This is a genomic window from Corynebacterium gottingense (assembly GCF_002285125.1).
Lineage (GTDB): Bacteria > Actinomycetota > Actinomycetes > Mycobacteriales > Mycobacteriaceae > Corynebacterium > Corynebacterium gottingense.
On the sequence record NZ_NSGN01000006.1, the window covers coordinates 107,535 to 134,333 of the forward strand.

Below are 26,799 nucleotides of genomic sequence, written 5' to 3' on the forward strand. Positions count from 1 at the left end.
CGGCACGCTGGCCCAGCAGAGCGGGCTAGATGCGTTCGGCCGGAGTGTCGTAGGACCAGTCAACAACAACGTCGCCGTCAAACACAAGTGACGTCACGCTGGCCAGGTCGCACTCGCGGCTCGCGTGCGCGAGGCGTTTGCCCTGCACGTAGCGCTGCACCATGACGATGGGCAGCTGGTGGCTCACCAGCACCGCCTCGTGGCCCTCCGCCTCGGCGCGGGCGCTGTCCACGGCGTCGCACATCCGCACGCGGATCGCCTCGTAGGACTCGCCCCAGCTCGGCTCCAGCGGGTTTGTCATGTGCCGCCACCGGATCGGGTTGAGCAGCTGGCTGCGCCAGCCCTTGGTGCGCAGCCCCTCGAAGGTGTTGCCGGCCTCGATGATGTCGGTGCGGGTGTGCACCTCGCAGCCGGTCACCTCCGCGATCGGCTCCGCCGTTTCCTGCGCGCGCTCGAGCGGGCTCGCCGCCAGGTACGTCACGTCGCGCCCCTCGAAGAACTGCGAGGTCACCGCCGCCATCGACCGGCCGCGGGAGCTCAGGTGGTAGCCGGGCATGCGCCCGTAGAGCACCTTCTTCGGGTTGTAGACCTCGCCGTGCCGCACGAGGTGCACAGTCGTGCGCGTCACTCGGGCGCCACCGCCTGCGCCGCAGCCTTCGCCGCGGGCACCAGGGCCTCCTCGATCCGGCCGAAGTCCTCGTCGGTGAGCGCGGTGGAGACGAACCAGGTCTCGAACGGGCTCGGCGGGGCGAACACGCCGTTGTCCAGCAGCGCGTGGAAGAACGGCGCGTAGCGGAAGGTGTCCGCCGCCTTCATGTCAGCAAAGTTGTGGCCCTCGCCCTCGGCGAAGCGGAACGACAGCATCGTCGCGGCGCGCTGCACGTTGTGCGCCACGCCCTCGCGCTTCAGCGCGTCGGACACCAGCTTGGCCAGGGTGCTGGCGTTGCGCTCCAGCACCGGGTAGATGTCCTCCGAGGCCAAGCTTAACGACGCCATGCCCGCCGCCATCGCGACCGGATTGCCCGAAAGGGTACCCGCCTGGTACACCGGCCCAGTCGGCGCGAGACGCTCCATAATCTCCTTGCGCCCACCGAAGGCCGCGGCCGGGAGGCCGCCGGAGATGACCTTGCCAAAAGTGGTCAGGTCTCCCGCCACGTGGTCCACGCCGTACCAGCCCGCATACGAGGTGCGGAAGCCCGTCATCACCTCGTCCAGGATCAGCAGCGCGCCGTTGGCGTGCGCGACCTCCTTGAGCTTGGCGTTGAAGTTGTCCTGCGGCGCGACCGTGCCCATGTTGCCGGAGGCTGCCTCGGCGATCACGGCGGCGATCTCGCCCTCGTTTTCCGCGAACGCGGCCTTCACGGCCTCGATGTCGTTGTAGGCCACCACGATGGTGTCCGCCGCCTGCGCGCCCGTCACACCCGGCGAGTCCGGCAGGGAGAACGTGGCCAGCCCGGAGCCTGCTGCGGCGAGGAGCGCGTCGACGTGGCCGTGGTAGCAGCCGTCAAACTTGATGATCTTGGGGCGGCCGGTGTAGCCGCGCGCCAAGCGGACCGCGGACATCGTCGCCTCGGTGCCGGAGTTGACCATGCGCACCTCCTCCACCGAGGTACGGCCCACGATCATCTCCGCGATCTGCACCTCCGCCTCGGTGGGCGCGCCGAAGCTCAGGCCGTCACGCATCGCCTTCTGCACTGCCTCGAGGATCTCCGGGTGTGCGTTGCCGTGGATCATCGGGCCCCAGGAATTGATGAGGTCGACGTAGGCGTTCCCGTCGACGTCGATAAGCGTGCTCCCGTGCGCGCTCTCGATGAAGCGCGTCTGGCCGCCGACCGAGCCGAAGGCGCGCACCGGCGAGTTCACGCCGCCGGGCGTGGCCTGCTGCGCGCGCTGCCACAGCTCGGCGGAGCGGGACGTGTGTGCGGACGTTGGATACTTGGCCGAAGTTGTCATAGTTGCCCATCCTAGGCGATGGGGGCACACGCCTACTTCCTCTTCCTGCGCATCGCCCCGAAGAAGATGACCACGAGCAGACCAATCGCGATCCAATTGGCCACGCGCGCGTACTGCTCCAGCACGTACACCACGGGCTCGCCGATCCACCAGCCGAGCGCGACGTAGCCCAGCGACCAGAGCGTCTTGGACACGAAGTCCAGGAGCATGAACTTCCACAGCGGCATCTCAGTCATGCCCATAAGCACGAAAACCACGAACGCGATCGGCAGCGGGATGGGCACGTACGCCAGGAAAATGCCCAGCCAGCCCAGCTTCATCCCCCACCGCTCCACGCGCGCGATGTTCTTCGCCGCGCGCTTGGAGTTCTGCGCCTGCACGTCCAGGATGCCGCGCCCCCACAGCTTGCCGGCCCACCAGTACACCCAGTCGAACTTGATCGCCACGATCGAGCCGATGAGCAGGTACAGCAGCCAGTGCTGCGCCTCGCCCACCGAGGCCAGGGCGCCTGTCGACGCCGCGCCAATCCTCGAGCCCGTCAACGCCAGCATGATCGGCGGGTCCAGGCCCAGCAGCCAGGCGCGGAACGGAATGAGCGCGAGGCCGAAAATACCGATGAAGCCGAACCAGCCCAGGCACCAGTAGTCCGCCTTGGTGGGCTTTTCGTTCCAGGGCATGCCTGGCTGATCCCACCACTCCGGTTCCGATTCCGGGGTGTGCTGTTGGACTTTGCCCTCGCCGTCCGCGTCCTCACTCGACATAGACGTGAAGTCTACCGAGTTAGAACATATTCAGCAGCGCAGGGTTCGACGCCACCGCAATTCCCACGACTGCCAGCAGGCCGAGCACCACGGCGGCGATGATGCCACCCGTCGACGAGCCTTCCTTCGGCTCACCGGCCACCGGCGCGCACTCCCCCTTCACGGGCTCGTACTCGGCCGTGGCCTCCGCGGCGTTCGCCCGGGCCTCCTTCACGGCCACCTGTGCGGCCTCGGCGGCCTGCGTCGCCTCGCCCAGCGAGCGCTTCGCAGCCGCCAGGGCCTCGTCGGCCGCGGCCTGGCGCGCCGACTGCTCCTGCTTCGCTGCCTCGAGTTCCTGCGCGCGCTTCGCCACGGCCTGTTCGGCGGCACGCAGCGCCCGCGCCGCCGTAAGCGTGTCCTCCGCTTGGGCCACGGCAGCCTCGCGCTGCTCGAGTGCCTCCTGCTTCTGCGCATCGCCCTCGTTCACGGCGCGGACGAGCTCGTCGTAGTAGGTGTTGAAGCGCTCGGTGTACTCCTCTACCGAATACGTCGGCCCCTCCACTGTGAGGTGAGCGAACGTCTGCGCGTGCGCGACGCGCCACGTAAAGCCGTGGTAGAGGAACTCCTCCGTGTTCACCGCGAAACCGGTCGCGCGCATCTGCGGGTTCACCAAGGCCATGTAGTGGCCGGCGCCCGCGGCGAAGGGGTCGCGCCCCTGCTCCTTCGCCTCGAAGTACTTAGGGCGCTCCTCGTGGAACCACCCGTCGAACGGGTTCTCCGCGTTCCACGACAAGTTATCCCACCCGTTGTGAGAGTGGCCGCGCGGCAGCTGCTGCGACCAGTTGATGTTCACCTGCGCCTGCGCCATCAAGAAATCCGACACGGGCAAGGCATCCCGGCCCTCGCTTTCGCGGAGCTCGTTCGCCTCCGGCAGCCACTCGATTGCCGCCTTCATGTTGTCCAGGTGCGTCGCGTCACCTTTGGCGCCGATGTTCGTATCGTCCGCGATGCGGTACCCGGTCTGCCCGGTGACCTCATCTTCGTCGTCGTAGCGGTAGTCCGTGTGCAGCTCCGCGACGGCGTCGTCGGCCCCCATCGCTTCGAAGAATCCGAGCGAGCCCCGGTCGAACTGGGCCCGCGCCTCGGCCTTGCTCGCCTCCAGCGCAGCGCGGGCCTCCTCGGCGCGCGCCTTTGCCTGCGTGAGTGCCGCCTCGGCGGAGTCGACCGTCACGCCTCCCGGCACCGCGGTCTGCGCGGCGTCGCGGTCCTGGGTCGCGCTGTCGAGGGCACGCTGCGCATCCTTGACCAGGTTCGCGCTCGCCGTGCGCTCCTGCTCCGCAGCGTCGACATCGCGCTGCGCCGCGTCCAGCGCCTGCTGCGCCTCGCGGTCGCGCGCCTCGGCGGAGCGCAGCGCGTCGGTCGCGTCGTGTACAGCGGTGCGCAGCGCGACACAGCGCTCCTGCGACACCGAAGCCGCGTCCTCAGCCAGCGCCGGAGGCGCAACAACCAACGCCGCCGAACAGCTCGCGGCCAGCACAAGTCCAAGAGTTTTCTGCATACCCAGCAGGTTAGCAGTTTTTCCCCAGACCCCGCGCAGTTTCGCGCGCGTTCGCGATCACGGCGGGCACGCCCACGCCGCCGACCCACGCGCCGGTGACGGCAATGCCGGAGCCGGACTCGCGCAGCTGCGCCAGCGCCTTGTCCACGGTGGCGAGGTGGTGCTCATCAAAGCACGGCAGCCCGCCGAACCAGCGCTGGACAAAGATCTCCTCCAAGCCGGCCTCGCGGCCGTCGAAGCCGGTGACGGTCTGCAAATCGTCGAGCGCCCAGTCCACCAGGTCGTCCTCGGAGGCCCGGATCGCCACATCGTCGCCGAAGCGACCAAAGCTGGCACGCACGAGCGCCCCGCCGCGCTCGGCCAGGTGCGGCCATTTGCGCGAGGAGAGCGTGAACGCCTTCGCGTGCACATCCTCCGCGCCCGCGGCAACCAGCACGCCCGAATTTTGGGGCAGGCCGTCGTCGGTAGCAAAGCGCATGCCCACCACCGCCGAGTTGGCCAGCTTGATCGGCGCGAGCGTGGCCGCCACCTCCGGCTCCACCTGCTTCAGCAGCATCGCGGCCGTCGGCGCGGGCACGGCGAGCACCACGCGGTCGTACACCGCGTCCTCGCCGCCCTTGAGGCGGTAGCCCTCGCCCTCGCGCGTGATCGCGGAGATGAACGCGTCGATGTATATCTTCGCGCCGGACTGCTCCGCCAGCGCCTCGTACGCCTCCTGGTAGCCCTCGCGGAACGCGCTGAAGACGGGGCCCTGGCCGGTCGGCAGCTCCTTGCGCGCCTGCTCCAGGTTGCGCACGGCCTCCGACAGGTGCACCGGGCCCGCCTCGGCCAGGCGGTCCAGCTCCTCGGCCAGCTGCGGGATGGTCGCGCGCACACCCAGGTCGTCGGCGCTGCACGAGTACACCCCGCCGAGCAGCGACGTCACGATGTGGTCCACCACCTCGTCGCCATAGCGCTCGCGCACCAGCGCGCCCACGCTCACGTCGCCGCCGATCTCCCAGTCGAAGCCGGGGGCGTCGCCTTCGGCGTCGATACGCGCGGCGGTCTCCTCGCTCACAAGATGAGCAACGCTTGCCGACGCCGCCGGGATCCCCATCACACCGCCCCGCGGCAGCGGGCGCGCCTCGCCGTCCACGTACACCAGCGAACCGAGGCCGGACGGCGCGACGAGCGAGTCCCCCACCCCCAGCTCGGTGAAGAACTCGACCGCGTCGACCCGGCGCGACAGGAACGCCTCAGCGCCCATGTCGGTGGGGCCGCCCTCAAACGCGACGGTGTAGAGCTTGCCGCCGATGCGGTCGGTGGCCTCGTAGACGTCCACCTCGTGCCCGCTGCCGCGCAGTTCGTAGGCGCAGGTCAGGCCGGCGAGTCCGGCGCCGATGATGGCGATGTGCATTTAAGCCTCCGTGCTGTGAGTGTCGTGAATAAGCCGTACGGCGTTGGTGATGGCGTCCGGGTCCGTGGTGGGCAGGACGCCGTGGCCGAGGTTGAAGATGTGGCCGGTGGCGTGGCCGTCGATAAGCGCCTGCTCCGCCTCGCCCTTAATGCGGGCGACCTCGCGGGCGACGACCTCCTCGCCGGCGAAGAGCATCGCCGGGTCCAAATTGCCCTGCAGGACGCGGGGGGAGGCGAAGCGCGTGGCGGCGCGGTCGAGGGGGACGCGCCAATCCACGCCCATGACCTCGCTGCCGGCCTCGCTCATCGCGCCGAGGAGCTCGCCGGTGGACACGCCGAAGTGGATGCGCGGGATCTCCCCCGCGACTGATTCCAGGATCTCCGTGGAGTACGGCAGGACGAACTTGCGGTAGTCGCGCTCCGTGAGGAAGCCGGCCCACGAGTCGAACAGCTGCATGGCGTCGATCCCCGCCTCGACCTGGGTGCGCAGGAACGTGATGATGGTGGGCACCAGGCGGCGCATGAGCGCGTGCCACGTCTCCGGCTCGGCGTGCATCATCGCCTTCGTGGTCTCGTGGTTCTTGCTCGGTCCGCCCTCGATGAGGTAGCTGGCCAGGGTGAACGGTGCGCCGACGAAGCCGATGAGCGCCTGGGTATCGGTGAGCTCGTCCAGGATGATGCGGATGCCCTCGGCGACCTCGTCCACCGTGTGGTCCAGGATCGGCAGGTGCTGCACGTCCGCCAGCGAGCGCACCGGCGCGTCCATCACCGGGCCGCGGCCCGGGACGATCTCCACGCCCACGCCCGCCGCCTTGAGCGGGACGACAATGTCGGAAAAGAGGATCGCCGCGTCCACGTCGTGGCGGCGCACCGGCTGCAGCGTGATCTCAGCGAGCAGCTCCGGCATGAAGCAAGAGTCCAGCATCGGGATACCCTCGCGCACCTTCCGGTACTCGGGCAGTGAACGGCCCGCCTGGCGCATGAACCACACCGGGGTGCGCGACGGGGTGCGGCCATTGGCGGCCTCGATGAGCGGGGCGGAGGAAAGGTCGCGTCTGGTCATGGTTTCCCAGCCTACGCGGTAGAAATCAGGCCGGGAAATGGCGCACGCGCACCGAGCGCAACTCGATGACCAGGGAGCTGCCCAGCATGAGCAGCGTGGCCCCGACCGGGGGCAGCACACCGGCGATGGCCAGCAGGATCGCGGCCGCGTTATAGGTCCAGGCGATCACCATGTTCGAGTCGATGGTCCGGCACACCCGGCGCGCGAGCTCCACCAGCTGTGGCACCGCCGTGACGTCCCGGCGCAGGAGGAGCACGTTGCACTTCTCCTCCACCTTGCCCGTGTTCGCGCCCAGCAGGGCATCGTCGGCGTACAGGATGCTCACGTCCGCGACGCGCAGGGTGCGCACCGCACTGTGGTCGCCCACCATGGCGACGGTCGCGCCCTTGGTGTGCAGCGCGCGCACCGCGTGCGGTTTGTCGGGGGCGGTGATGCCCGCGAGCACGCGGGACATGCCGAGGAAGTCGGCGAAGCGGCGCGCCACCGGGTACGTATCGCGCGTGAGCATGATGGTCTCCACGCCGATGGATTCCAGCCGGTCAATCGCGCTGGTGGCGTCTGCCTTCGGCGGGTCGTACAGGGTGATGACGCCGCGGTCGCGGCCCTTCCAGCGCACGACGACGGGGGTGCCGCCGGCCGTGGCGGCCAGGGAGAGCCGGCCTTGCAGCTGCGACAGGTTCGTGGGCCGCCACAGGATGGCGTCCAGGTTTTCGGTCCGCTGGTCCTCGTAGGTGAGCGTGACGCGGCCGCGCACCGAGCCGTCCGGGGTCGTGTCCTCGTTGGCCAGCTCGAACCAGGTCGGCCCGCCCGCGTCCTTGTCGCGCTTGTCGCGGGCCTCGCGCGCCGCCTTCACAATCGCACGCGACGCCGGGTGATCCGACTCCACCGACAGCGCGCCCGCGATCCCCAGCACCAAAGCCGGGTCCTCGCCGATCTCCGCGGTGACCGTCTCCACCTTCATCTTCGGCTCCACCAGGGTGCCCACCCGGTTGAACACGGCCACGTCGGTGGCCTCCAGGGTGCGGAAGGTGGAGCCGTCGCGGACCAGGATGCCGTTGCGCGCTGCTGACTCGATGCCCAGGCGGATGGCCAGCGCGGTCGAGATCGCCAGCGCCACCGGTGCGACCACCGCCAGGATCGCCAGCGCTGTGGAAAACGCCGCGTTGAGGTTCCCCGTGAACAGCAGCCACAGGCCGAAGTCCAGCACCGCCAGCACGTACGCCACCGGGATGAGCATGCCCGCGGCGCGGGTGGACACCATCGTCGTCGCGTTCTGGTGCTCCGAGGCGCGCTCCAGCCAGCGGTTGACCGAGGCCAGCCGGGTCGCGTGGCCGACCCGGGAGACGCGGATCTTCACCTTCCCCTTGCGCAGCACCGACCCCGCGTAGACGTGGCTGCCCACTTTGAGGGTGGGGGACTCGTGGGCGTCGATAAGCTCCTGCTCGAGCGTGCCGCAACCGCCGACCACCTCGCCGTCGGCGGGGATGATCGCGCCCGGGAGGATGACAATGTCGTCGCCCCGGTTGATCTCGGCGGCGGGCAGCGGCTCCTCGATGACCTTGCCCGTGCGCGAGCGGCGGCGGACCATGTAGGTCGACTCCGCGTCGGGGACACGGCCGGAGAGGTCCTCCTGCAGGTGCGGGCGCACGCGCATGCTGAAGAAGCGGCCGACGAGGAGGAGCGAGGTGATGGTGCAGGCGACCTCGAAAAACAGGCCGGGCTCCTCCACCATGGTGAGCGGGACCCAGCTGCCGTAGTTGCGCCAGTTGAGCTCCCCCGCCGGCGTGAACAGCAGCACGGCGGCGGACCAGAAGTAGGCGGCGAGGATGGCGATGGAACTTGCTCCGTCCAGCGCCGAGATGCCGCGGCGCACGCCGCCCGCCATCGCGCGGTGGAAGGGGAACGCGCACCACAGTGCGACCGGGGTGGTCAGCGCGAAGCACGCCCACTGCCAGCCGTCAAACTGCAGGTCGGAGACGTACGTGAGGAGCAGCACCGGGAGCGTCAGCACGATTGCTAGCCACATCCGCACCGGCGTGACCAGGTCGCGGGCGGTGAACAGGACGTCCTCGTTCTCCCGGGCGCGCGCGGCGCGCGACGCCGAGTCCACGAACCCCTGCGCGCGGGCGCGGCGCAGGCTGACCAGCTCGTCGTGGCGCAACTTTCGACGCCTCCCGCTCAGCCCCCGCACACCCCGCCGCGGCACCGGACGCGCGGCCGCCGCCCGGCCGAGCACCCTGCGGCGCAGCGTGGAATCCGTAAGCCGGGCGCTCACACCGAAGCGCGCGAACACGGCCTCAAGGTCCGCGATCGGCGTGGTGCTCGGCGCGGTGATCCACGCCGTCTTGGAGGAGTACACCAGGCGCGCGGCGACGCCGTCCAGCTCCTCCAGCGCCGCCTCGATGTCTTTGAGCTGTGGTCCGTCCTCGAGCCCGTCGAGCTCGAAGGCGTAGGAGGTGTTCGGGTAACGCGGGTTACCGTCCGCCCCGATCCGGGGCGAGTCCAGGTCCACGCCGCATTCCATCGCCGCCTCGCGGGCGGCCACAATGGTCTGCTCGAGCGCAGCCGTCTGCTGCTGAGTCTGCTCTGACATGCTGAATCCCTCGCGCTAGTCCACGCCCCGCCAGGGGGAGCCGCTGCGCTCGTCCACAAACGCGTTCGCGGCGGGGCGGAACGCGAAGAACAGGGCGGCGACCAGCAGGATCACTACCGCGAACACGCCCCAACCCGCCACGTTGAGGAAGAACCCGGCCAGGTTGAGGAAGATCGCCACGGCGGCGGCGATGGCAAACACGCGCCGCGCTGTCTTGGAGCCGCGCGCAAAGTAGGAGGCGCACCCCGCGATCACCAGGGCGAGGACGATGTTGCACCAGGCGACGATGCGCATGTTGCGCGCAAACGCGTCCGCGAACTCGGCGTCCGCGTCCTTCGGCGCGCCGCTGGCCAGCATGAGCATGCCGAACAACAGCAGCAGCACGGCGCCGGCCAGCGCTGCGTAGTACCCGGCGCGCAACTGGCCGGGCCAGGCCTCGCCGACCTTGCCGGTGTAGCGGCGGTTGGGGTCGTTCGGGTCTGCAACGAAGGTGGGAAACATTCCGGCCATCGGTTGCTCCTTTACTGTTTACCCGCGGGATCGTCGTGCTGTGGCTGTTGCGGAGATTGGTGCGCCGGCGGCTCTACCCAGTCCCCCGAGTCCTTCTGCGAAGCGTAGAACAGTCCCATCGCGCCCGCCACGCCGAGGATGATTTGCACGACGCCGTCCGCCCCGTACAGCGCGATCGGCACCGCCGTGGACCCCGGCGACATCATGTACAGCGTGACCATGCGCAGCGCGAAGAAGGTGGCAAAGATCTGCAGGAGGCGTCGCGCCGCCGCCGCGCGCTTCCCCCGGTTGGCCACCATGCGCAGCGCGACGGCAAACCCGGCCAGGATGAGTAGCTGGATCAGCGCCATGAGCACAAGCGAGCCGTAGATGCCGAGGTTGAGCATGGCGTCGCTGAGATCCTGGCCCTTCGCCGCCTCCTTGGCGCTCTCGCGCAGCGGGGCGGGGTCCAGCACGGTCATGACCACGGTGAGGATCTGGTGAATCAGCTCGCCGCCGATCATCACCGCCCAGCACGCGAGCATGAGGCGCACGGCCTCGGGCATCGAAGTGCTTGACGACGCTCCTCCGTCCGGCATCGGGCGCTGCTCCGGTGCCCGCTGGGGCGTCGGGGGAAGGCTAACCATAAACGCTACTTCAGTTCCTTTGCTGCCTCGATGGCGTAGTAGGTCAGAATCTGGTCCGCGCCGGCGCGCTTGATGGATATTAGCGACTCCATCATCGTTGCCTCGAAGTCGATCCAGCCGTTGCGGCCGGCGGCGACCATCATCGCGTACTCGCCGGAGACCTGGTAGGCGGCCACCGGCACCGGGGAAATCTCGGCGACCTGGCTCAGCACGTCCAGGTACGGCAGGGCCGGCTTCACCATGACAAAGTCCGCGCCCTCGTCGAGGTCCAGCTCCGTCTCCAGCAGCGACTCGCGGATGTTGGCCGGGTCCTGCTGGTAGGTGCGGCGGTCGCCCTGGAGGGAGGAGCCGACGGCGTCGCGGAACGGGCCGAAGAACTTCGACGCGTACTTGGCGGAGTACGCCATGATGGCCACGTCCTGGTGGCCGGCCTGGTCGAGGGCCTCGCGGATGACGGCGATCTGGCCGTCCATCATGCCGGACGGGCTCACGATGTGCGCGCCCGCCTCCGCCTGGGAGACAGCCATCTGGGCGTAGAGCGGCAGCGTGGCGTCATTGTCCACGAACTGGTTGCCGTAGCGGTCCGTGCTCAGGGCGCCGCAGTGGCCGTGGTCGGTGAACTCGTCCAGGCAGGTATCCGCCATGATGAGCAGGTCGTTGCCAAACTCCTCGCGCAGCGCGCGCAGGTTGCGATTGAGCACGCCCTCGGGGTCCCAGGCGACGGAGCCGGTGGCGTCCTTGTCCTCGTCCAGGGGAACGCCGAACAGGTCGATGCACTTCACGCCGGCCTCGAGCGCCTCGTGGCACAGTGCCTTGAGGGAGTCCGTGGTGTGCTGGTACACGCCCGGCATGGACGTGATCTCGCGCTTTTCCTCGATGCCGTCGGCCACAAACATCGGGAGAATGAAGTCCGCTGGGTGCAAGCGCGTCTCCGCACTCAACGCGCGCATCGCGGCGTTTTGGCGGAGGCGGCGGGGGCGGCGGGGCAAATCGTAGGTAGACATGGCCACCATCATAGGCCCCGCGGCCGTGCGTACCTACTCGCCGGACGCTTTGGCCACGGGCTTGCGGCGGGTGCGGCGCTTCTTCCGCGGGGGCGGGAGCTGGCCGGCGGCACGCAGGTTGGCAACGTGGTTCGCGAGGGCGTCGATAAGCGAAGGCACGTCCGCCACCTCGGGCACCACGTCCACGCGCAGCCCCTGCTCTTTCGCCTCGGCCGCGGTGCTCGGGCCGATGCAGGCGATGATGGTGCGCTGGTGCGGCTTGCCCGCGATGCCCACGAGGTTCTTCACCGTGGACGCGGAGGTGAAGCAGACGGCGTCGAAGCCGCCCGTCTTAATCAGGTCGCGGGTCTCGGGAGCCGGCGGGGCGGCGCGCACCGTGCGGTACGCCACCACGTCGTCGACCTCCCAGCCCTTCTCCTTCAGGCCGTCGACGAGCAGGTCGGAGCCGAGGTCGGCGCGCGGCAGCAGCACGCGGCTGACGGGGTCGATGTCCTCGACGTACTCGGGGAAGATCTCCACCATCCCGGCCGCGTTCTGCTTCGTGCGGTGCGGCACCAGCTCGGGGAACATACCGCGGGCGCGCAGCGCGTCCGCCGTCTTCTGCCCCACCGCGCCCAGGTGGACGCCGGCGAAGGAGCGGGCGTCCAGGCCCAGCTGCGCAAACTTCTTCCACACCGCGTTCACGGCGTTGACGGAGGTGAAGAGGACCCACTGGTAGCGGCCCTCCACGATGCCCTTGATCGCGCGGTCCATCTGCGCCGGGTTGCGCGGCGGCTCCATAGAAATGGTGGGGACGGACTGCGGGATCGCGCCGTAGGAGCTCAGGCGGGCGTTCATCGGCCCGGCCTGCTCCTTCGCGCGCGGCACGAGGACGCGCCAGCCGTAGAGGGGGCGGTTCTCCCACCACGAGTACTTCGAGCGGTCATCCGCCACCGCGCCGAGCGTGACCACGAGGGATCCGGGCAGGTCGGCGTCCAGCTTGCCCAGGGTTTCCAGGGTGGCGTCGACGGTGCGCTGCAGGCGCGTCGTGCCGTGGGTCGTCACCGCGACCGGCGTGGACGGTCCGAAGCCGCGTTCCATGAGCGCGTCGGCGATCTCGGCCAGCTGCTCCTGCTCCGCCTGCAGCACCAGCGGCTGCGGCGCGGACGCCAGCTGGTCAAAGTCGATGCCTTCGATACCGGAGGTCAGGTCCGCCTCGGTGTAGGTGGAGCCGAGCGCGATGCCCGCAAACGACGGCACCGTGGACGGCAGGCTCATGCCCGGCACGACCTGGAACTCGATGCCCGCGGCGGCGACGGCGGAGATCTCCTCCATCACCGCGTCGCGGGTCAGCGGGTTGCCGCGGACCAGGCGGACCACGTCGCCGTCGCCGGCCTCGCCGCGCTCGATGGACGCTGCGGCCTCACCCAGGGCGCGCTGCACGGCCTCCACGATGGTGTCGGCGGACAGCGCGAGCTCCTCTACCTCGGCCGCGGTCGGGTCGTCCGGGCGCGGCGGCTTTCGGCGCGCACCCGCTTCCTTCGCTTCCGCGACCATGCGCGCGTACGCCTCGTCGGCGGCCTGCATTTTAGCCTTGGGAACAGGCAGTTTAGCGGCGACGACGTCTCGGGCACCCTGAGCGACGTCCGGATCAACGAGGGCGATAGAATTAGTTTCCATCACCTCGCGTGCGCGGACGGTAAGCAGATCAGGGTTGCCCGGGCCTGCACCGACGAAGATGACCTTCCCCGGTGGGGGCGTAAGCGAGGGCAATGTCATAGAACGATCTTTTCTAAGGCGCAAAACAGTAGCCTCGGCGCAACAGGACGCTCAGTGCGGGCTGCGCGCAGCAAGGCGCGCCCTCCCCATGGGACCCAGTTGCGCCGGGGCAATCCGACGTATGGTAGTTACACCTTAAGATGGAAGCGGCCCGAAAACCAAACCCGCGTCTTACTCCATGATGTCCGCGGCCCCGCGCTCGAGCAGCTTCTCGGCGGCCTCGCGCCCCAGCGCCGCGGCATCGGTGCCGGTCAACGTCTCCACCAGCTGCGCGGAGCCGTCCACGGCGAAGACGCCAGCGTGGAGCGTCAGCGCGCCGTGCTCCCCCAGTTCCGCGTACGCCGCGACCGGGGCGGTGCAGCCCGCCTCGAGGGTGGCCAGCACCTGGCGCTCGGCGGCGGCGCACGCGGTCGCCTCCGCACTGACAAGTGCGTCGAGCGCTGCGCGCGTCGCCGCGTCGTCCGCCCGGCACTCCACGGCCAGCGCACCCTGCGCCGGGGCAGGCATGAGTGTGGCCGGGCCGAACACCTCGGTGGCGCGCTCGGCGTACCCGCCGCGGCACAGCCCCGCGTAGGCGAGGATGATCGCGTCCAGCTCGCCGCGCTCGACGTAGCTCATGCGGGTCTCAATGTTGCCGCGGAGCGGGCGAATGTCCAGGTCGGGGCGCAGCGACCGCAGCTGCGAGACGCGCCGCGGCGCCGAGGTGCCCACCTTCGCGCCCTGCGGCAGCTGCGCGAGCGTCAGCCCGTCGCGCGCGATGAGCGCTTCGCGGTTGTCCTCGCGCTCCGGGGTGACGAGGTGGAGGCGGGCGTCGCCAGCCGTGGGGAGGTCCTTGAACGAGTGGACGGCCACGTCGACTTCGCCGGACGCGAGGGCGTCGCGAAGCGCGGTGGTGAACACGCCGACGCCGATGCGCTCGACGGGCGACATATTCAGGTCGCCGGCGGTGGTCACGATATGCAGTTCCGCCTCAGCGCCGCCCGCGATCAGCGCGTCGCGCACGTGGCCAGCCTGCGTGGTGGCCAGGTGGGACCCGCGTGTACCAATCTTGAGCATCAGTTCTCCTTCGCCTGCAGTTCGTCCGGCCGCGGCAGGCGCTGCGCGTCCACCGCCACCGAGGATCGCCCGAGCCCGAACAGCTCCTCGATCGCCATTTCTACACTCACCGTCTCCGAGGATGCGGCCAGCTCCTTAATCTTCACCGTCGGCGTGTGCAGAAGCTTATCGACGACACGCTTCACCGCCCTACCAACCTGGTCAAACTCCTCCTCGGAGAGGTTGGGCAGGCGCGTGCGCAGCCGGTCGAGCTCCTGCGCCTGCACCTCCGCGGCCGTCTTGCGCAGCCGCGTCACCGCCGGCGCGACGTCGCGGACGCGCTGCTCCGAGCTGAACTCCTCGACCTCCTCGCGCACGATGGCCTCCGCCTGCTGCAGCGCGCGGGAATCCTCGCTGTCGTTGTCGCGCAACGTCGCGTGCAGCGACTCGATGTTGATCAGGCGCACGCCATCGCGCTCGGTGACGGCGTCATCGATGTCGCGCGGCAGGGAAAGGTCCACCAGCACGGTCGGGCCGGACAGGTCCTCGGGGGTGATGGTGAAGTCGTCCGACGCCGTGGCGGAGACGGTGATGTCCGCCCGGCCGATCGCGCCGGCGCGGGCGTTGAAGTCCACGACCTCCGCGGCAACGCCCGCCTCCCGGGCGTGCTCGGCCACGCGCTCGGCGCGCGAGCGCGTCCGGTTCGCAATGATCAGCTTGTCCACGCCGCGCTTGCCCAGGTGGGTGGCGGCCAGCGAGCTCATCGCGCCCGCCCCCAGGACCAGCGCGGTGGTGCCGGAGAAGTCCTCTCGTTCCATCTCGCGCATGGCCTGGTCCAGGCCGAGCGTGACCATGGACGCGCCGGAATCATCAATCGCAGTCTCGCTGTGCACGCGTTTGCCGGTGTGCAGCGCGGTCTGTGCCAGCGAGTGCAGGGCCGGGCCGACGGTGCCGCGCTCGGCGGCGTCCGAGTAGGCGGAGCGCACCTGGCCGATGATCTGCTGCTCCCCCACCACCATGGAGTCCAGCCCCGCGGCCACGGTAAACATGTGCTCCGCAGCGGCATCGGCGTAGCGCACGTAGAGGTAGCCGCGCAGCTCCGCCTCGGGCACGCCTGAGACGTCCGCGAGCACGTGCAGCACGTCCTCGACCCCGGCGTGGAAGGCGGTCGCCACGGTGTAGACCTCGAGACGGTTGCAGGTGGAGATGATCATCGCTTCCGTCAGCGCGGGCCGGGACACCAGCGCCGTCGCCGTGTCGTGCTGCACCGTCTCGTCCATACTCAGCCGCTCCAGCAGCGCCACCGGCGCAGAACGGTGCGACATCCCTACGACGAGCACACTCACACAATCACTCCAGCAATCCAGCCAAATCCAGAAAAAATCAAACTAAAGGATACCCCGCTACGACCTAAGTTCCGCGACGAGGTCGTCCGAGTCTACCTCCCAGCAGGCGAACTCCTCGCCGTCGATCACCACGACGGGGACGCGGTCACCGTACTCGGCGGCGTCGTCGGGGTTGGCGTCGACGTCGATAAGCGAAAGCTCCGCGCCGCACTCTGCCACGAGCGGGCGGATTTGCGCGGCGACGCGGTCGCACGACCCGCAGCCCTCGCGCACCATGAGCTCGACCCTCTTCACGTTTGGTCACTCCCTCTCCACGGAAACCCAAGCGGTACGATATTCCAGAGTTCCAAGCTATCTCACGCGCACCCCCGACCGCGAAAGGCAGGACATGACCGAACACCGCGATCTGCTCGCGTACTGGTCCGTCTCCCACGGAAACTTCCGGCGCTTCCTGGAGGAACTCGCCCTGCCCCCGCTCGACGCCTCCGCCCAACGCACTGCCGGCGAAGCCGCCGCGGCGGCCGCCATCGAGGAAACCTTCGGGCTGACTATCGACGATTTCTCGCTCGGCATCGACTCCGTCGGCGGCGCCTTCAACACCGCCGGCACCCCCACCATCACCCCGCCGGACCCGGACGTGCCGCAGGACACCGAGGCCGCCGCGTTCTTTGACGTGGACAACACCCTCATCCAGGGCTCCTCGCTCATCCTGCTCGCCGAGGGGCTGGCGAGACGGCGCTTCATCACCGCCGGCGAGCTGTTCCCGGCCCTGCTCAAGCAGATCCGGTACCGGCTGCGCGGCGCGGAGAGCCACTCGGACATCGCCGCGGGGCGCGAGCAGGCGCTGGGGATTGTGAAAGGCAAGCGCGTCGACGAGCTTAAGGCGCTGTGCCAGGAGATCGTGGAGCGCCAGATGCTGGACAAGGCGTACCAGGACACGATCGAGCTGGCCAGCATGCACATCGCCGCGGGCCAGCAGGTGTGGCTGGTCTCCGCCACGCCCGTGCAGATCGGCCAGGCGCTGGCGAAGCGGCTCGGCTTCACCGGCGCGCTGGGCACCGTCGCGGAGGAGCAGGACGGGGTGTTCACAGGGCGGCTGGTCGGCGACATCCTGCACGGCCCCGGCAAGAAGCACGCAGTGGCGGCGCTTGCCGCGATCCAGCGCCTTGACCTGGACAAATGCACGGCCTATTCGGACAGCATCAATGACCTGCCCATGCTCGGCATGGTCGGGGTGCCGGTGGCGGTGAACCCGGACCGGGCGCTGCGCCGCCACGCCCGCGCAGCCGGGTGGGCGGTGCGCGAGTACCGGCCGCTGCGCAAGCTGGCGCGCAGCCGCGTGGCGCTGGGCGTTGCGGGTGCGGTCGCGGTTGCCGGTGTGGCGAGTGTGGCCGCGGCGAGGCGGGGCGCCGACCATACTGATGCGGCTCCTGAAGGATGACGAGACGGCCATGACGAAGATGCGACTAGCCTCTCGCATCTTCGTCATCCGGTCTTCGTCAGCTAGGCCGCACCCCACCCGGCACAGGTGCGCGGGCACGAAAAAGCACCCGCCCCAACGGGAACGGGTGCGGGCCGGCAAGGCCTACTTGCCCAGCTTACGACGCTGAACGCGGGTGCGGCGCAGCATCTTGCGGTGCTTCTTCTTGGACATGCGCTTGCGGCGCTTCTTGATCACAGAACCCATGGGGCTTCCTCGTTTCCTTGGTGTACGTACAGTGCCTGTCAGCGCGACCGCCACCCCGCCAAGCGGGGCGAACGGGCCGGCGTGAGGTGCACACTCCGCAGGGCGTGCGCCGACATCAATGGTTGACAGCATACAGCCCGCCGCGTGTCCGACCAAAAAATCCGGCACCACCCGCCTTGACTGGAAGCGAGCGGCGCCGGTTGCAACGCAAGGGCGTTATCCCACGTCGTAGACGGAGGACTCCAGGTACTCATTCACCGCGCCCTCGTTCACACGGAACGACCGACCCACGCGCACGGCCGGCAGCTCGCCGGAGTGCACGAGGCGGTACACCGTCATCTTGGAGACGCGCATGATCTCTGCGACCTCTGCGACTGTCAGGAACTTACCTTTGTCTTCGTTTGCCATAAAATACTTAACCCTTCAGCACGGTCGCGCTGTAGGCTTCCCCTCCCACAGGACGAACACGCACGTGCCTGAACCAGACTATCGTGAAACCAGGGCCGAATGCGACCTGAGTGCCAAAATTTTTCTGTGAGTCCCCAGAGACACCGCGTCATTGATGTGAAGAGTGGGGCGCAGAGTGCCTATCGACGCCACACCCACCCCCACGCACCATCACCCGATCTCCGCGGAACGGTTCGCGCAGGCCTCCGTCGCCCGGTAGAACGCGCCGCGCAGCCCGGACTCCTCGAGCTCCCGGATGGCCGCCACCGTCGTCCCGGCCGGCGAGGACACCCCGGCCCGCAGCTCGGTCGGCGTCTGCTCCCCCTCCAGCATCGCGCCGGCGCCGGCGGCCGTGGCGGAAGCGAGCTCGGTGGCGAGGTCGCGGGGCAGGCCGAGGGACACGCCGGCGTCGACAAGCGCCTCTGCGACCAAGAAGAAATAGGCGGGGCCGGAGCCCGAGAGCGCGGTGACCGCATCCATCTGCTTCTCCTTGACCTCGACGAGCTTGCCGGCCGCGGAGAGCAGCTCGCTGATCGCGGCGTGCTGCTCGTCGTCAACGAAGCGGCCGAACGCCGCGGCGAGCACGCCCTTGCCCACCAGCATCGGGGTGTTGGGCATTACGCGCACGATCGGGGTACCCGCGGCCGAGACGGCCTCCTCCATCGCCTGCAGCGAGATGCCCGCGGCCATGGAGACCAGCACCGTAGCGGAGTCGGAATCGGCGATGTCGGTGCTGATGTCCTCGATGAGGCCGAGGATCTGGTCCGGCTTCACACACAGGAACGCCACCTGCGATTCGGAGACGGCGCCGTTGTTGTCGTCGGTGACGTTGACGCCGTAGCGGTCGGCGAGCTCGTCACGGCGCGCCGCCGTGCGGTTCGTGGCCGTGATCTGTTTGGGGTCGATGCCGCTGGCCACCAGGCCGGACAGCAGGGCCTCGCCGATGCTGCCGGTGCCGAGGATGGCAATCTTGCCCTGGAACGTGGGTGCAGTCGTGGATTCCATGGTGGACAGACTAAACCCTCCACCGGCAGTTGCGCTCAGTGGAGGGCTCAGTGGAGGGTTTGTACTGCGGGGGCGTTTAGATCAGCGCCGGGCCAAACGCCATGACCACGGCGGCGATGCCCGCCATCGTGACGGTCAGCGCGTCCTTACCGGTGCGCATCGCGCGCACGCCGAAGATGACGGCGAGGACGGCGACCACGCCCAGGATCGCGGCGAGGATGGTGGACATGTGCGCCCAGATCCACTGGAAGGCGAGGAAGCCGAGCACGCCGAGCAGGACGCCGACGAACACCAGCAGGACCAGGACGATTGGGTTGACGCCCTCGTCAACCGGCTCGTCCACCTCCGCTGCCTCCGCTGCTTCCGGCGACTGGACAGGCGCTGCCGGCTCGACGGGGCGCTCCTCGCGCGGCTCGACGGGCGCGGTTGCCGACGGCTCCGGCGCGACAACCGGGATCTGCGACGTGTCTTCGGTGCGCACCGGGCGCGACGCGCCAGCAGCCTGAGACTCAGTTTTCGGCTCAGCCCTGGGCGCAGCCTTCGGGGCGGACGCGTCGGGGACCTTGCGCAGGACGGCGGTGTCGCCCGCGGACGGCGCCTTCGGCTCCGCGGGCTGCTTCGGCTCCGCCGGCTCCGGCGAAACCTTCACCACCTCGACGGGGGCGGAAGCGCCGGTTGGCTTCGCGTCCTTGGGGGGCTGCGGGGGCGCGTCGATAGGCACGTTGGAGTGCTTCGACTCCGGCGGGCGCGCCTCGACCTTCTTCAGGGACCCGGTGAGCTCCGCGACAGACACGCCGCCGTCTTCCAAGCTGCGGCGACGCCGACGGCGCTTGCCTGCCTCGGGGTTGTCCTGCTGGGCCCGGGCAAGAAGCTCCGCAACGGTCAGCTGCCGTTCCTCAGACATTAGGCGTTGTCTCCTTCGTCATCTCCTGGGGCAAGTCCCTGGTCAATCCGCTTCAGAATGACGCCTTCGCGCAACGCCCAAGGACAGATCTCTAACTTATCAAGATTAAGTGCACGCATCGCGGCTTCGGCCACCAGGGCACCCGCGACAATCTGGTGGGAGCGGTCCGAGTTGATGCCCTCGAGCTCCGCGCGGTCCGCCGCTGTCATGCGGGAAATGAAGGCGATGAGCTGGCGCAGCCCCGGGGCGGTGAGTGTGCGCTGCACGTACGGTCCGGCCGAGGAGGGCGCGGCGCCCGTGAGGCGGGCCAGGGAGCGGAACGTCTTGGAGGTGCCGACGGCCAGGCCGGCCTCGCCAAGCGCGCGGAACTCGTCGGCCGGGCCGGCGAGCTCGGCGTCGATAAAATCGCGCAGCGCATTAATCTTCTTGCGCTCCGGCGGGTCGGTGTCGAACCACTCGTGGGTCAGGCGGCCGGCACCCAGGTTGAGCGACACGGCCAAGTCCGGCACCTCTTCGGTGCCGGTGGACAGCTCAAGGGAGCCGCCGCCGATGTCCAGGTTGGTGATGCGACCGGCGGACCAGCCGTACCAGCGGCGGACCGCCTGGAAGGTGGAACGCGCCTCTTCCTCGCCGGAGATGACCCGCAGCTGCACGCCGGTCTTCTTCTCCACCTTCTTCAGCACCGCGTCCGAGTTTGTCGCCGAACGCACCGCCGAGGTGGCAAACGCGAGCAACTCATCGCACTTGAGCTTGTCGGAGAGGTCCTTGGCCTCTTGCACGGCGTCGATAAGCTTGCTCACGCCCTTGTCCTCGATATTGCCGTCCGCGTCCAGCTGCTCCACAAGTCGCAGGGGCTGCTTCCAATCGCTCATCGGGGTCGGGCGGCCGCCGGAGTGGGCATCTACCGCCACAAGGTGGACGGTATTGCTGCCAACATCTAATACACCTAATCGCACACCACTAGGGTAATGGGTCTACCGTGTTGAGGTGTGAATCAGCCAGCTTCGAACCAAGTTTTTCTCGGTTTCCCCGCAGACTCGCCGGCCGGAAAGTCCATCCTGGCCGGGCGCGAAACCCGCCCAGACTTCCCGCATGAATGGTTCGAGTTCGTCCACCCCGATGACCCCACCCACTACTTCAGCCTGGACCTGACCTGGCTGGAATCCACCTGGTCGTGCCGGTTTGGCACGCCCGAGTGCCTGGGTATTGATGAGAGCTTCCCCGTAGTCGGCTGCTGCATCCACGGCGCGTATCTCTCGGACGAGTCAGACCGCGACGACCTCTACAACGCCGTTACGGAAATGCCGGCGAAGTACTGGCAGCTGCGGCCCGCCGAGACCGACTCCTACATCGCCAACGCCGACCCGACCATCCTGGAGCCGTGGCTGGAATGGGACGACACTGAGGAAGAGGACGACGGGCCGCACATTAAGACCCGCGTGGTCGACGGCGCGTGCATCTTTGCCAACCGTTCAAAGGAGGGGACGGGGCCGGGGTGCGCCCTGCACCAGTGGGCGATGGCGGAGGGCCGCAACATCATCGGCTCCAAACCGGAAGTGTGCTGGCAGGTGCCGTTTTCGCGCGAGGACGAGTACGAAGAGCGCTCCGACGGCGAGGAGATTCTACGCACCACCATCGGCGAGTACGACCGGCGCCAGTGGGGCGGGGGCGGCGAGGACTTCGACTGGTGGTGCACCAGCGCCCCCAGCTGCCACACCCCCACCGGCAGCGGCTCGGCGACGCCGGTGTGGCAGTCCATGAAGGACGAGCTCACCGCGCTGATCGGCGAGAAGCCCTACGAGATCGTGGCGGCGCACTGCGCGGCGCGCGCGGCGCTACCCGCCGAGGCGAAAGCGGTTCACCCGGCGGCCCGGAAGCAGGCTTAGCCCTCGAACTTGTAGCCCAGGCCGCGGACCGTGACCAGCAGCTTCGGCTTGGACGGCTCCGCCTCGATCTTGGTGCGCAGGCGTTTGACGTGGACGTCGAGCGTCTTCGTGTCGCCGACGTAGTCCGCGCCCCAGATCCGGTCGATGAGCTGGCCGCGGGTGAGGACGCGGCCGGCGTTGCGCATCAGGTACTCCAGAAGGTCGAACTCCTTGAGTGGCATGGGGACGGGCGTGCCGTCGATAAGCACTGTGTGCCGCTCAATGTCCATCTTGACGCGGCCGCCAACGAGGACCTCCTGCTCGGCCGGCTTCGCCTCCTCCGTCTCGCCACCGCGGCGCAGCACGGCGCGGATGCGGGCGATGAGCTCGCGGGTTGAGTACGGCTTGGTCACGTAGTCGTCGGCGCCGAGCTCCAGGCCCACGACCTTGTCAATCTCCGTGTCGCGGGCGGTGACCATGATGATCGGGACCGAGGAGACGGAGCGCAGCGACTTGCACACCTCGGTGCCGGACATGCCCGGCAGCATGAGGTCCAGGAGGACCAGGTCCACGTCGTTGTCGCCGAACTGGTCGAGTGCGCTGGGCCCGTCCTGTGCCACGAGCGTGTCAAAGCCTTCCTTTTGCAGGAGGTAGGCCAGGGGATCAGCCAAAGATTCTTCGTCTTCAACGATCAGGATGGTGGTCACAGGTCTTCCCTTTCCTACTTATTGGCTTTCACTCGACGCATGACGTTACGCACCGGGGTGTTCGTGCCCGACTTCGGCTGCCCCTTGGCCGTCACTGCTGGCTCGCCCGCCGCTTCCGATTCGGCGGCCGCGCGCTCGAGCTCCGCGCGCTCCGCGGCCTGCTCCGGGTCGAAGATCGGCAGCTCAATGGTGAACGTCGACCCCGTTCCGGGCCGGGACCATAGTTTGATGTTACCCCCGTGGTTTGCCACCACGTGCTTCACAATGGCCAAGCCCAGGCCGGTCCCGCCCGTGGAGCGCGAACGGGCCTTGTCCACCCGGTAAAAGCGCTCGAAGACGCGCTTCTGGTCCTCGGGGGCGATGCCGATACCGCGGTCGGTCACGCGCAGGTACAGGACGTTGCCGCGCACCACCTTCTGGGTGATGCTCACCGGCTTGCCGTCGGGCGAGTATTTCACCGCGTTGGAAACGAGGTTGGACACGGCCGCGGTGAGCAGGGGGCGGTCCCCCATCACGCGCAGCCCGGTGCGTTCCCCGCGGATGAGCTCGATCGAGCGGTTTTCCGCGCCGACGTGGTTGCGCTCGATTGCGTCGTCAATGATCTCGTCCACCCGCACCGGGCTCATGTCCGGAAGCGCCTCCGCGCCCTGCAGCTTGGACAGGGAGATCAGGTCTGTGATCATCTCCCCCATCCGGTGGGCTTCCTTTTGCAGCTTCGCGCCAAAGTAGGTGACCATGTCCGCGTCCGTGGGGTCTTCCATGAGCGCCTCTGCAAGCAGCGCCATGCCGCCGACCGGCGTTTTCAGCTCGTGGGAGACGTTGGCCACGAAGTCGCGGCGCGCGTTTTCCATCCGCACGTTCTCGGATTCGTCGGTGACGTAGACCACGGCGTACGAGTTCTGGGTGAGCGTGAGCGGCTTAATCACGGCGCGCACGTTCCGAATCCGGCTGCCCGTTGCGCGCTGCGGGAGGGCGAGGGCGAGGATGTGCTCCTCTTGGTCGTCGAAGACCTCCTCGGCCACCGCCCACACCTCGGGGTTCACGGTGCCGTCGTGCACGACGGACATGTCGTGGGCGCGAGCGTTGGAAAGCGTGACGCGCCCCGAGCGCTCCATGACGGCGATACCCGTGGGGGAGCCCTGGATAGCCAGGTGATACATCTGGCTGATCGAGCTTGCCTGCGGCTCCGACTCCGCCGTGTATTCCCGGTTGCGCTCGCGCCAACGCAGCGCCCGCCGCAGGATTGGAGCGGCGAGCGCTGCGACTGCGATGCCCAGGAAAAAGGCGATAAGTGGGGTCATGCAGACAACTTTAGGGTCTTACTTCTGCCCCTGGTTTGCCACGGCAGCGGCGCCGGCAGCGGCGGCCTCCGGGTCCAGGTAGGTGCCGCCCGGGTTGAGGACCTTGCCGTCCGCGTCAATCTCGTAGACCAGCGGCATGCCGGTCGGGATGTTCAGCCCGGCAATGTCTTCGTCCGAAATGTTGTCCAGGTACTTGACCAGCGCGCGCAGGGAGTTGCCGTGCGCGGCGATCATCACGGTCTTGCCTTCGAGCACCTGCGGCAGGATGACGTCGACGTAGTACGGCAGGAAACGCTCGACAACGTCCTTGAGGCACTCGGTGCGCGGCACCTCCGGGAGGAAGGCGTAGCGCGGGTCGTGGGTCTGGGAGTACTCGTTCTCCGGGTCGATCTCCGGCGGCGGGGTGCCGTAGGAGCGGCGCCAGGTCATGAACTGCTCCTCGCCGTACTCGTCGCGGATCTCAGCCTTGTTCAGGCCCTGCAGCTTGCCGTAGTGGCGCTCGTTGAGGCGCCAGTTGCGCTCCACCGGGATCCAGTGACGGTCAGCCGCGTTGAGTGCCAGGTTTGCGGTGCGGATCGCGCGGCGCAACAGAGAGGTGAACACCATGTCGGGCAGCACGTTCTGCTCGGCCATGAGCTTGCCTGCGTTGATTGCTTCCTGCTCACCCTGCTCGGTCAAGTTCACGTCGACCCAGCCGGTGAATTGATTGGACTTGTTCCACTCGCTTTGCCCGTGACGGACAAGAATTAGCTTTCCGTTGCTCATGGTTCCCAGCATGCCACGATTCCGTTCAGCATGCGTTCACGTACTCTCATAGACAGACCTTTTAAACCACCATTCGAGGAGGACTTGTGAAGCTCACCCGCACCCGTAAAGTCGTGGCCGTAGCGCTTTCCGCCGCAGCACTCGCCGCAACTTTCGCCGCCCCCGCTACGGCGCAGGAGCCCGCGCTGGTAGCACCCGGCGGCGCGTTCCGCGTCTTCCCGCAGGAGCCGCAGACCGAGATGCCACTCGAGGGTGCGGCCAACGGGCACATCACCATCCCACCTGAGGCCAGCGTGGCGTCCTGCTCCCAGGGCCCGAGCGGCACGATCCGCGGCGAGCGCGTCCTCCTTATCGCCGGCCACTGCGTGCTCCAGGACAACGAAACCCCGACGTTTAGCACCGAGGCCACCGTCCCCGTCGCCGGCAAATACCCGCGCATCGGCGAGCGCAAAGCCGCCCACAAGCCCACCGAGTACGAGCACACCTTCTGGCCGCACGAGTTCTTCTGGGACACCGTCAACACCGACGACTGGGGCGTCGTGCTTATCGACGATTCCGTGCCCGCCACCAGCATCTCCCAATCCAGCAACGCGGCGGGCTCCCCGGTGAGTGCCCCCGTGCAGCTGCGCAGCATCCGCGACTACCCCACCCTGCCGGTGAACCAGTTCAGCACGGACAACTTCGGCCAGCCCATCTGCAAGGACGGCGCGACGTCCGGCCGCTCCTGCGGGACGCAGATCGGCCGCAGCCGCAACGGCGTCTACTCCTGGGGCCTGAACTACCAGGGCGGCGACTCCGGCGGCATCAACTACGACCCGAACGACGGCGCCGTCATCGGCGTCACCTCCATGGGCATCGGCCCGCTGGGCAAGGCCCAGCCGGCGGATCGCATCATCGAGGACGCCTACGGCGTGCCCGACGGACACGTCAACGAGGAGTTCACGCTGGAGCAGTCGACGGCCCCGCACGCGGACTACACCTCGCTGAACCAGGAGTTCGACCAGGTCATGAACACAATCCAGGAGGAGAACCCGGAGGTGGAGATCTCCACGCCGAAGGAGGCCTGGGACAAGTCGGTCGCCGTCGCGCAGCAGGACGCCAACACCCTGGCGCAGCGCGCGGGCCAGGTGAACTCCGTGGAGAGCGCGCAGGAAGTGGCAAACATGGCCGGCGCGGCGGCTGACCACCACTCCCAGCAGCTCGCGGTCACTGGGGCGAACTACCTGATCAACGACGTCCTCGGGCAGGGCCGCCCGCACTAGCCGCCGATGGCACGGCGGTCGTCCAGCCCGGGCTCGAACTCGGCGATCGTCCGCTCGTAGACACCGACCAGCGCCTTCGCGCTCTCCTGCCAGCTAAACATGGCGGCGTGCGCGACGGCGGCTTCGCCCATGGGGATGCGCAGGGGGTCGTCGTCAAGCAATGCCCCGAGCGCCTCGGCCCAGCTGGCGGGCTCGTGACCATCCACGAGCACCCCGGTCTCCCCCTCCGCCACCGCGAGCGGCAGCCCGCCCACGCGGGCGGCGACGACGGGGGTGCCGGTGGCCTGCGCCTCGACCGCGACCAGGCCGAACGACTCGTTGTAGCTGGGCACGGCGACGACGTCCGCCGCCTGGTAGATGGACACCAGCTCCTCCGGCGGGCGGGGGCCGAGGAAACGTACGAGACGGCCGAGGCCCTCCTCGCGCGCGAGTTCGCGGTAGCGCTCCACGCTCGTGCCGCTTCCCGACGCCCCGCCGCAGATAATCGCCCGCAGCGGCACCTCCGGGTGCGCCCGGTGCAGCTCGCCAAGCGCCCGAATGAGCACCTGCGGCCCCTTGAAATCCTGCAGTCGCCCCACGAACGCGACGACCTTGGCGTGCAGCGGGATGCCCAGCTGGCGGCGCGCCAGCTCCGTGTTGCGGTTCGTGCCCGGCGTGAACAGCTCAGTGTCCGCGCCCGGGGTGACCACGCTGATCTTGCAGGGGTCCACGTCGTAGTGGCGCGAAAGCTGGTCGATCTCGTCGCGGGTGTTCACCACGAGGGTGTCCGCGTTGTCCACCAGCTGCTGCTCGCAGATGCGGCGGGCCTCGCCCTCGGAGCTGCTACTCGACGCCGCGTTCTTCACCGCCGCCCACGTGTGCCCCGTGTGCACGAGCGGGATGCCAGCCAAGTCTGCGAGTAGCCAGCCGACCTGGCCTGAGAGCCAGTAGTGGGAATGGATGAGGTCGTAGCGCAGGTCGTGGGCGCGCGTGAACTGGACGACACCGCCCGCGAACGCGGCGAGCTGCGTGGGCAGTTCCTCCTTGTGCAACCCCTCGTAGGGGCCGGCGACGATGTTGATGACGCGGAAGTTTTCGCACACTTCAACCACCTCGCCCTGGCTGGGGCGGGTCGCGCGGGTGTACACGTCCACCTGGACACCCTGGCGCGCGAGTCCCTTTGCCACGTTAAAGGTATACACGTTCATGCCGCCGGCATCGCCCACGCCGGGCTGTTCCAGGGGCGAGGTGTGCATGGAGATCATTCCCACGCGCAGTGCATCTGCATCCATAGCG

General features: G+C 68.5%; 26 protein-coding genes. 3 read left to right on the forward strand and 23 right to left on the reverse strand.

Going from position 1 to position 26,799, the window contains the following annotated elements:
- Window positions 1-25: 25 nt before the first annotated feature.
- From CKJ82_RS07240 to CKJ82_RS07305, 14 genes are all read right to left on the reverse strand, one after another.
- Entirely contained in the window at window positions 26-628 is a 603-nt protein-coding gene (locus tag CKJ82_RS07240) for a histidine phosphatase family protein (protein WP_095537611.1), read from the reverse strand.
- Window positions 625-1,953, reverse strand: a complete 1,329-nt coding sequence (gene hemL, locus CKJ82_RS07245; protein WP_095537612.1) for a glutamate-1-semialdehyde 2,1-aminomutase — start codon at window positions 1,951-1,953, stop codon at window positions 625-627. Before hemL ends, CKJ82_RS07240 begins: the two co-directional genes overlap by 4 nt.
- Window positions 1,954-1,985: 32 nt before the next feature.
- Complete coding sequence (locus tag CKJ82_RS07250; protein WP_095537613.1) at window positions 1,986-2,714, reverse strand: DedA family protein; 729 nt, start codon at window positions 2,712-2,714, stop codon at window positions 1,986-1,988.
- Window positions 2,715-2,733: 19 nt separating this feature from the next.
- On the reverse strand, window positions 2,734-4,251 hold the full coding sequence (locus CKJ82_RS07255) for a CAP domain-containing protein (RefSeq protein WP_133064042.1): 1,518 nt from the start codon (window positions 4,249-4,251) through the stop codon (window positions 2,734-2,736).
- Window positions 4,252-4,261: 10 nt separating this feature from the next.
- Window positions 4,262-5,647: a protoporphyrinogen oxidase gene (locus CKJ82_RS07260; RefSeq protein ID WP_095537615.1), complete on the reverse strand. Its 1,386-nt coding sequence runs from the start codon at window positions 5,645-5,647 to the stop codon at window positions 4,262-4,264.
- Window positions 5,648-6,709 carry a uroporphyrinogen decarboxylase gene (hemE, locus tag CKJ82_RS07265; RefSeq protein ID WP_095537616.1) on the reverse strand — a complete coding sequence of 354 codons (1,062 nt, stop codon included), beginning with the start codon at window positions 6,707-6,709 and terminating at the stop codon, window positions 5,648-5,650. It lies immediately after the preceding gene.
- Window positions 6,710-6,734: 25 nt separating this feature from the next.
- A complete protein-coding gene (locus CKJ82_RS07270) occupies window positions 6,735-9,302 on the reverse strand; it encodes a heavy metal translocating P-type ATPase (protein ID WP_095537617.1) in 2,568 nt (855 codons plus the stop codon).
- 15 nt (window positions 9,303-9,317) lie between these two features.
- Entirely contained in the window at window positions 9,318-9,812 is a 495-nt protein-coding gene (locus tag CKJ82_RS07275) for a hypothetical protein (protein ID WP_095537618.1), read from the reverse strand.
- Window positions 9,813-9,823: 11 nt separating this feature from the next.
- A complete protein-coding gene (locus CKJ82_RS07280) occupies window positions 9,824-10,438 on the reverse strand; it encodes a hypothetical protein (RefSeq protein ID WP_133064043.1) in 615 nt (204 codons plus the stop codon).
- A gap of 5 nt (window positions 10,439-10,443) precedes the next feature.
- Window positions 10,444-11,442, reverse strand: a complete 999-nt coding sequence (hemB, locus tag CKJ82_RS07285) for a porphobilinogen synthase (RefSeq protein ID WP_165765405.1) — start codon at window positions 11,440-11,442, stop codon at window positions 10,444-10,446.
- A gap of 33 nt (window positions 11,443-11,475) precedes the next feature.
- Entirely contained in the window at window positions 11,476-13,200 is a 1,725-nt protein-coding gene (locus CKJ82_RS07290; RefSeq protein WP_095537621.1) for a bifunctional uroporphyrinogen-III C-methyltransferase/uroporphyrinogen-III synthase, read from the reverse strand.
- 171 nt (window positions 13,201-13,371) lie between these two features.
- Window positions 13,372-14,256 carry a hydroxymethylbilane synthase gene (hemC, locus tag CKJ82_RS07295; protein ID WP_095537622.1) on the reverse strand — a complete coding sequence of 295 codons (885 nt, stop codon included), beginning with the start codon at window positions 14,254-14,256 and terminating at the stop codon, window positions 13,372-13,374.
- A complete protein-coding gene (locus tag CKJ82_RS07300) occupies window positions 14,256-15,581 on the reverse strand; it encodes a glutamyl-tRNA reductase (RefSeq protein ID WP_095537623.1) in 1,326 nt (441 codons plus the stop codon). The genes hemC and CKJ82_RS07300 overlap by 1 nt, the downstream gene beginning before the upstream one ends.
- Window positions 15,582-15,638: 57 nt before the next feature.
- Window positions 15,639-15,857: a glutaredoxin family protein gene (locus tag CKJ82_RS07305; protein WP_095537657.1), complete on the reverse strand. Its 219-nt coding sequence runs from the start codon at window positions 15,855-15,857 to the stop codon at window positions 15,639-15,641.
- Between the two features lie 112 nt (window positions 15,858-15,969).
- On the opposite strand from CKJ82_RS07305, the gene CKJ82_RS07310 reads away from it, so the two are divergent.
- Complete coding sequence (locus tag CKJ82_RS07310; protein WP_095537624.1) at window positions 15,970-17,022, forward strand: HAD-IB family hydrolase; 1,053 nt, start codon at window positions 15,970-15,972, stop codon at window positions 17,020-17,022.
- A gap of 144 nt (window positions 17,023-17,166) precedes the next feature.
- Here CKJ82_RS07310 and CKJ82_RS07315 read toward each other — a convergent pair whose 3' ends face one another.
- The 5 genes from CKJ82_RS07315 to CKJ82_RS07335 form a co-directional block, all read right to left on the reverse strand.
- Window positions 17,167-17,268, reverse strand: coding sequence for a 30S ribosomal protein bS22 (locus CKJ82_RS07315; RefSeq protein ID WP_003855542.1), 102 nt, complete (start codon window positions 17,266-17,268; stop codon window positions 17,167-17,169).
- Between the two features lie 216 nt (window positions 17,269-17,484).
- Complete coding sequence (locus CKJ82_RS07320; protein ID WP_095275138.1) at window positions 17,485-17,676, reverse strand: helix-turn-helix domain-containing protein; 192 nt, start codon at window positions 17,674-17,676, stop codon at window positions 17,485-17,487.
- A gap of 210 nt (window positions 17,677-17,886) precedes the next feature.
- Window positions 17,887-18,720, reverse strand: coding sequence for a pyrroline-5-carboxylate reductase (gene proC / locus CKJ82_RS07325; protein ID WP_095537625.1), 834 nt, complete (start codon window positions 18,718-18,720; stop codon window positions 17,887-17,889).
- 76 nt (window positions 18,721-18,796) lie between these two features.
- Complete coding sequence (locus CKJ82_RS07330; RefSeq protein ID WP_095537626.1) at window positions 18,797-19,624, reverse strand: hypothetical protein; 828 nt, start codon at window positions 19,622-19,624, stop codon at window positions 18,797-18,799.
- Window positions 19,624-20,580 carry a Ppx/GppA family phosphatase gene (locus tag CKJ82_RS07335; RefSeq protein WP_095537627.1) on the reverse strand — a complete coding sequence of 319 codons (957 nt, stop codon included), beginning with the start codon at window positions 20,578-20,580 and terminating at the stop codon, window positions 19,624-19,626. The genes CKJ82_RS07330 and CKJ82_RS07335 overlap by 1 nt, the downstream gene beginning before the upstream one ends.
- 33 nt (window positions 20,581-20,613) lie before the next feature.
- Here CKJ82_RS07335 and CKJ82_RS07340 point away from each other — a divergent pair, with 33 nt between their 5' ends.
- Window positions 20,614-21,510: a DUF3109 family protein gene (locus tag CKJ82_RS07340; protein WP_095537628.1), complete on the forward strand. Its 897-nt coding sequence runs from the start codon at window positions 20,614-20,616 to the stop codon at window positions 21,508-21,510.
- Here CKJ82_RS07340 and CKJ82_RS07345 read toward each other — a convergent pair.
- From CKJ82_RS07345 to CKJ82_RS07355, 3 genes are read right to left on the reverse strand one after another with little or no spacing between them, the layout of a single operon-like run.
- Complete coding sequence (locus tag CKJ82_RS07345) at window positions 21,507-22,196, reverse strand: response regulator (RefSeq protein WP_095275143.1); 690 nt, start codon at window positions 22,194-22,196, stop codon at window positions 21,507-21,509. The two genes, CKJ82_RS07340 and CKJ82_RS07345, sit on opposite strands and share 4 nt — an antisense overlap.
- A 14-nt stretch (window positions 22,197-22,210) precedes the next feature.
- Window positions 22,211-23,497, reverse strand: coding sequence for a sensor histidine kinase (locus tag CKJ82_RS07350; protein WP_095537629.1), 1,287 nt, complete (start codon window positions 23,495-23,497; stop codon window positions 22,211-22,213).
- A gap of 18 nt (window positions 23,498-23,515) precedes the next feature.
- The gene (locus tag CKJ82_RS07355; RefSeq protein ID WP_173783189.1) at window positions 23,516-24,262 is read right to left on the reverse strand and encodes a phosphoglyceromutase; all 747 of its coding nucleotides are present in this window, start codon (window positions 24,260-24,262) and stop codon (window positions 23,516-23,518) included.
- Between the two features lie 86 nt (window positions 24,263-24,348).
- On the opposite strand from CKJ82_RS07355, the gene CKJ82_RS07360 reads away from it, so the two are divergent.
- Window positions 24,349-25,524: a chymotrypsin family serine protease gene (locus CKJ82_RS07360; RefSeq protein ID WP_095537630.1), complete on the forward strand. Its 1,176-nt coding sequence runs from the start codon at window positions 24,349-24,351 to the stop codon at window positions 25,522-25,524.
- Here CKJ82_RS07360 and mshA read toward each other — a convergent pair.
- Window positions 25,521-26,780 carry a D-inositol-3-phosphate glycosyltransferase gene (gene mshA, locus CKJ82_RS07365; protein WP_095537658.1) on the reverse strand — a complete coding sequence of 420 codons (1,260 nt, stop codon included), beginning with the start codon at window positions 26,778-26,780 and terminating at the stop codon, window positions 25,521-25,523. The genes CKJ82_RS07360 and mshA overlap by 4 nt on opposite strands.
- Between the last annotated feature and the right edge of the window lie 19 nt (window positions 26,781-26,799).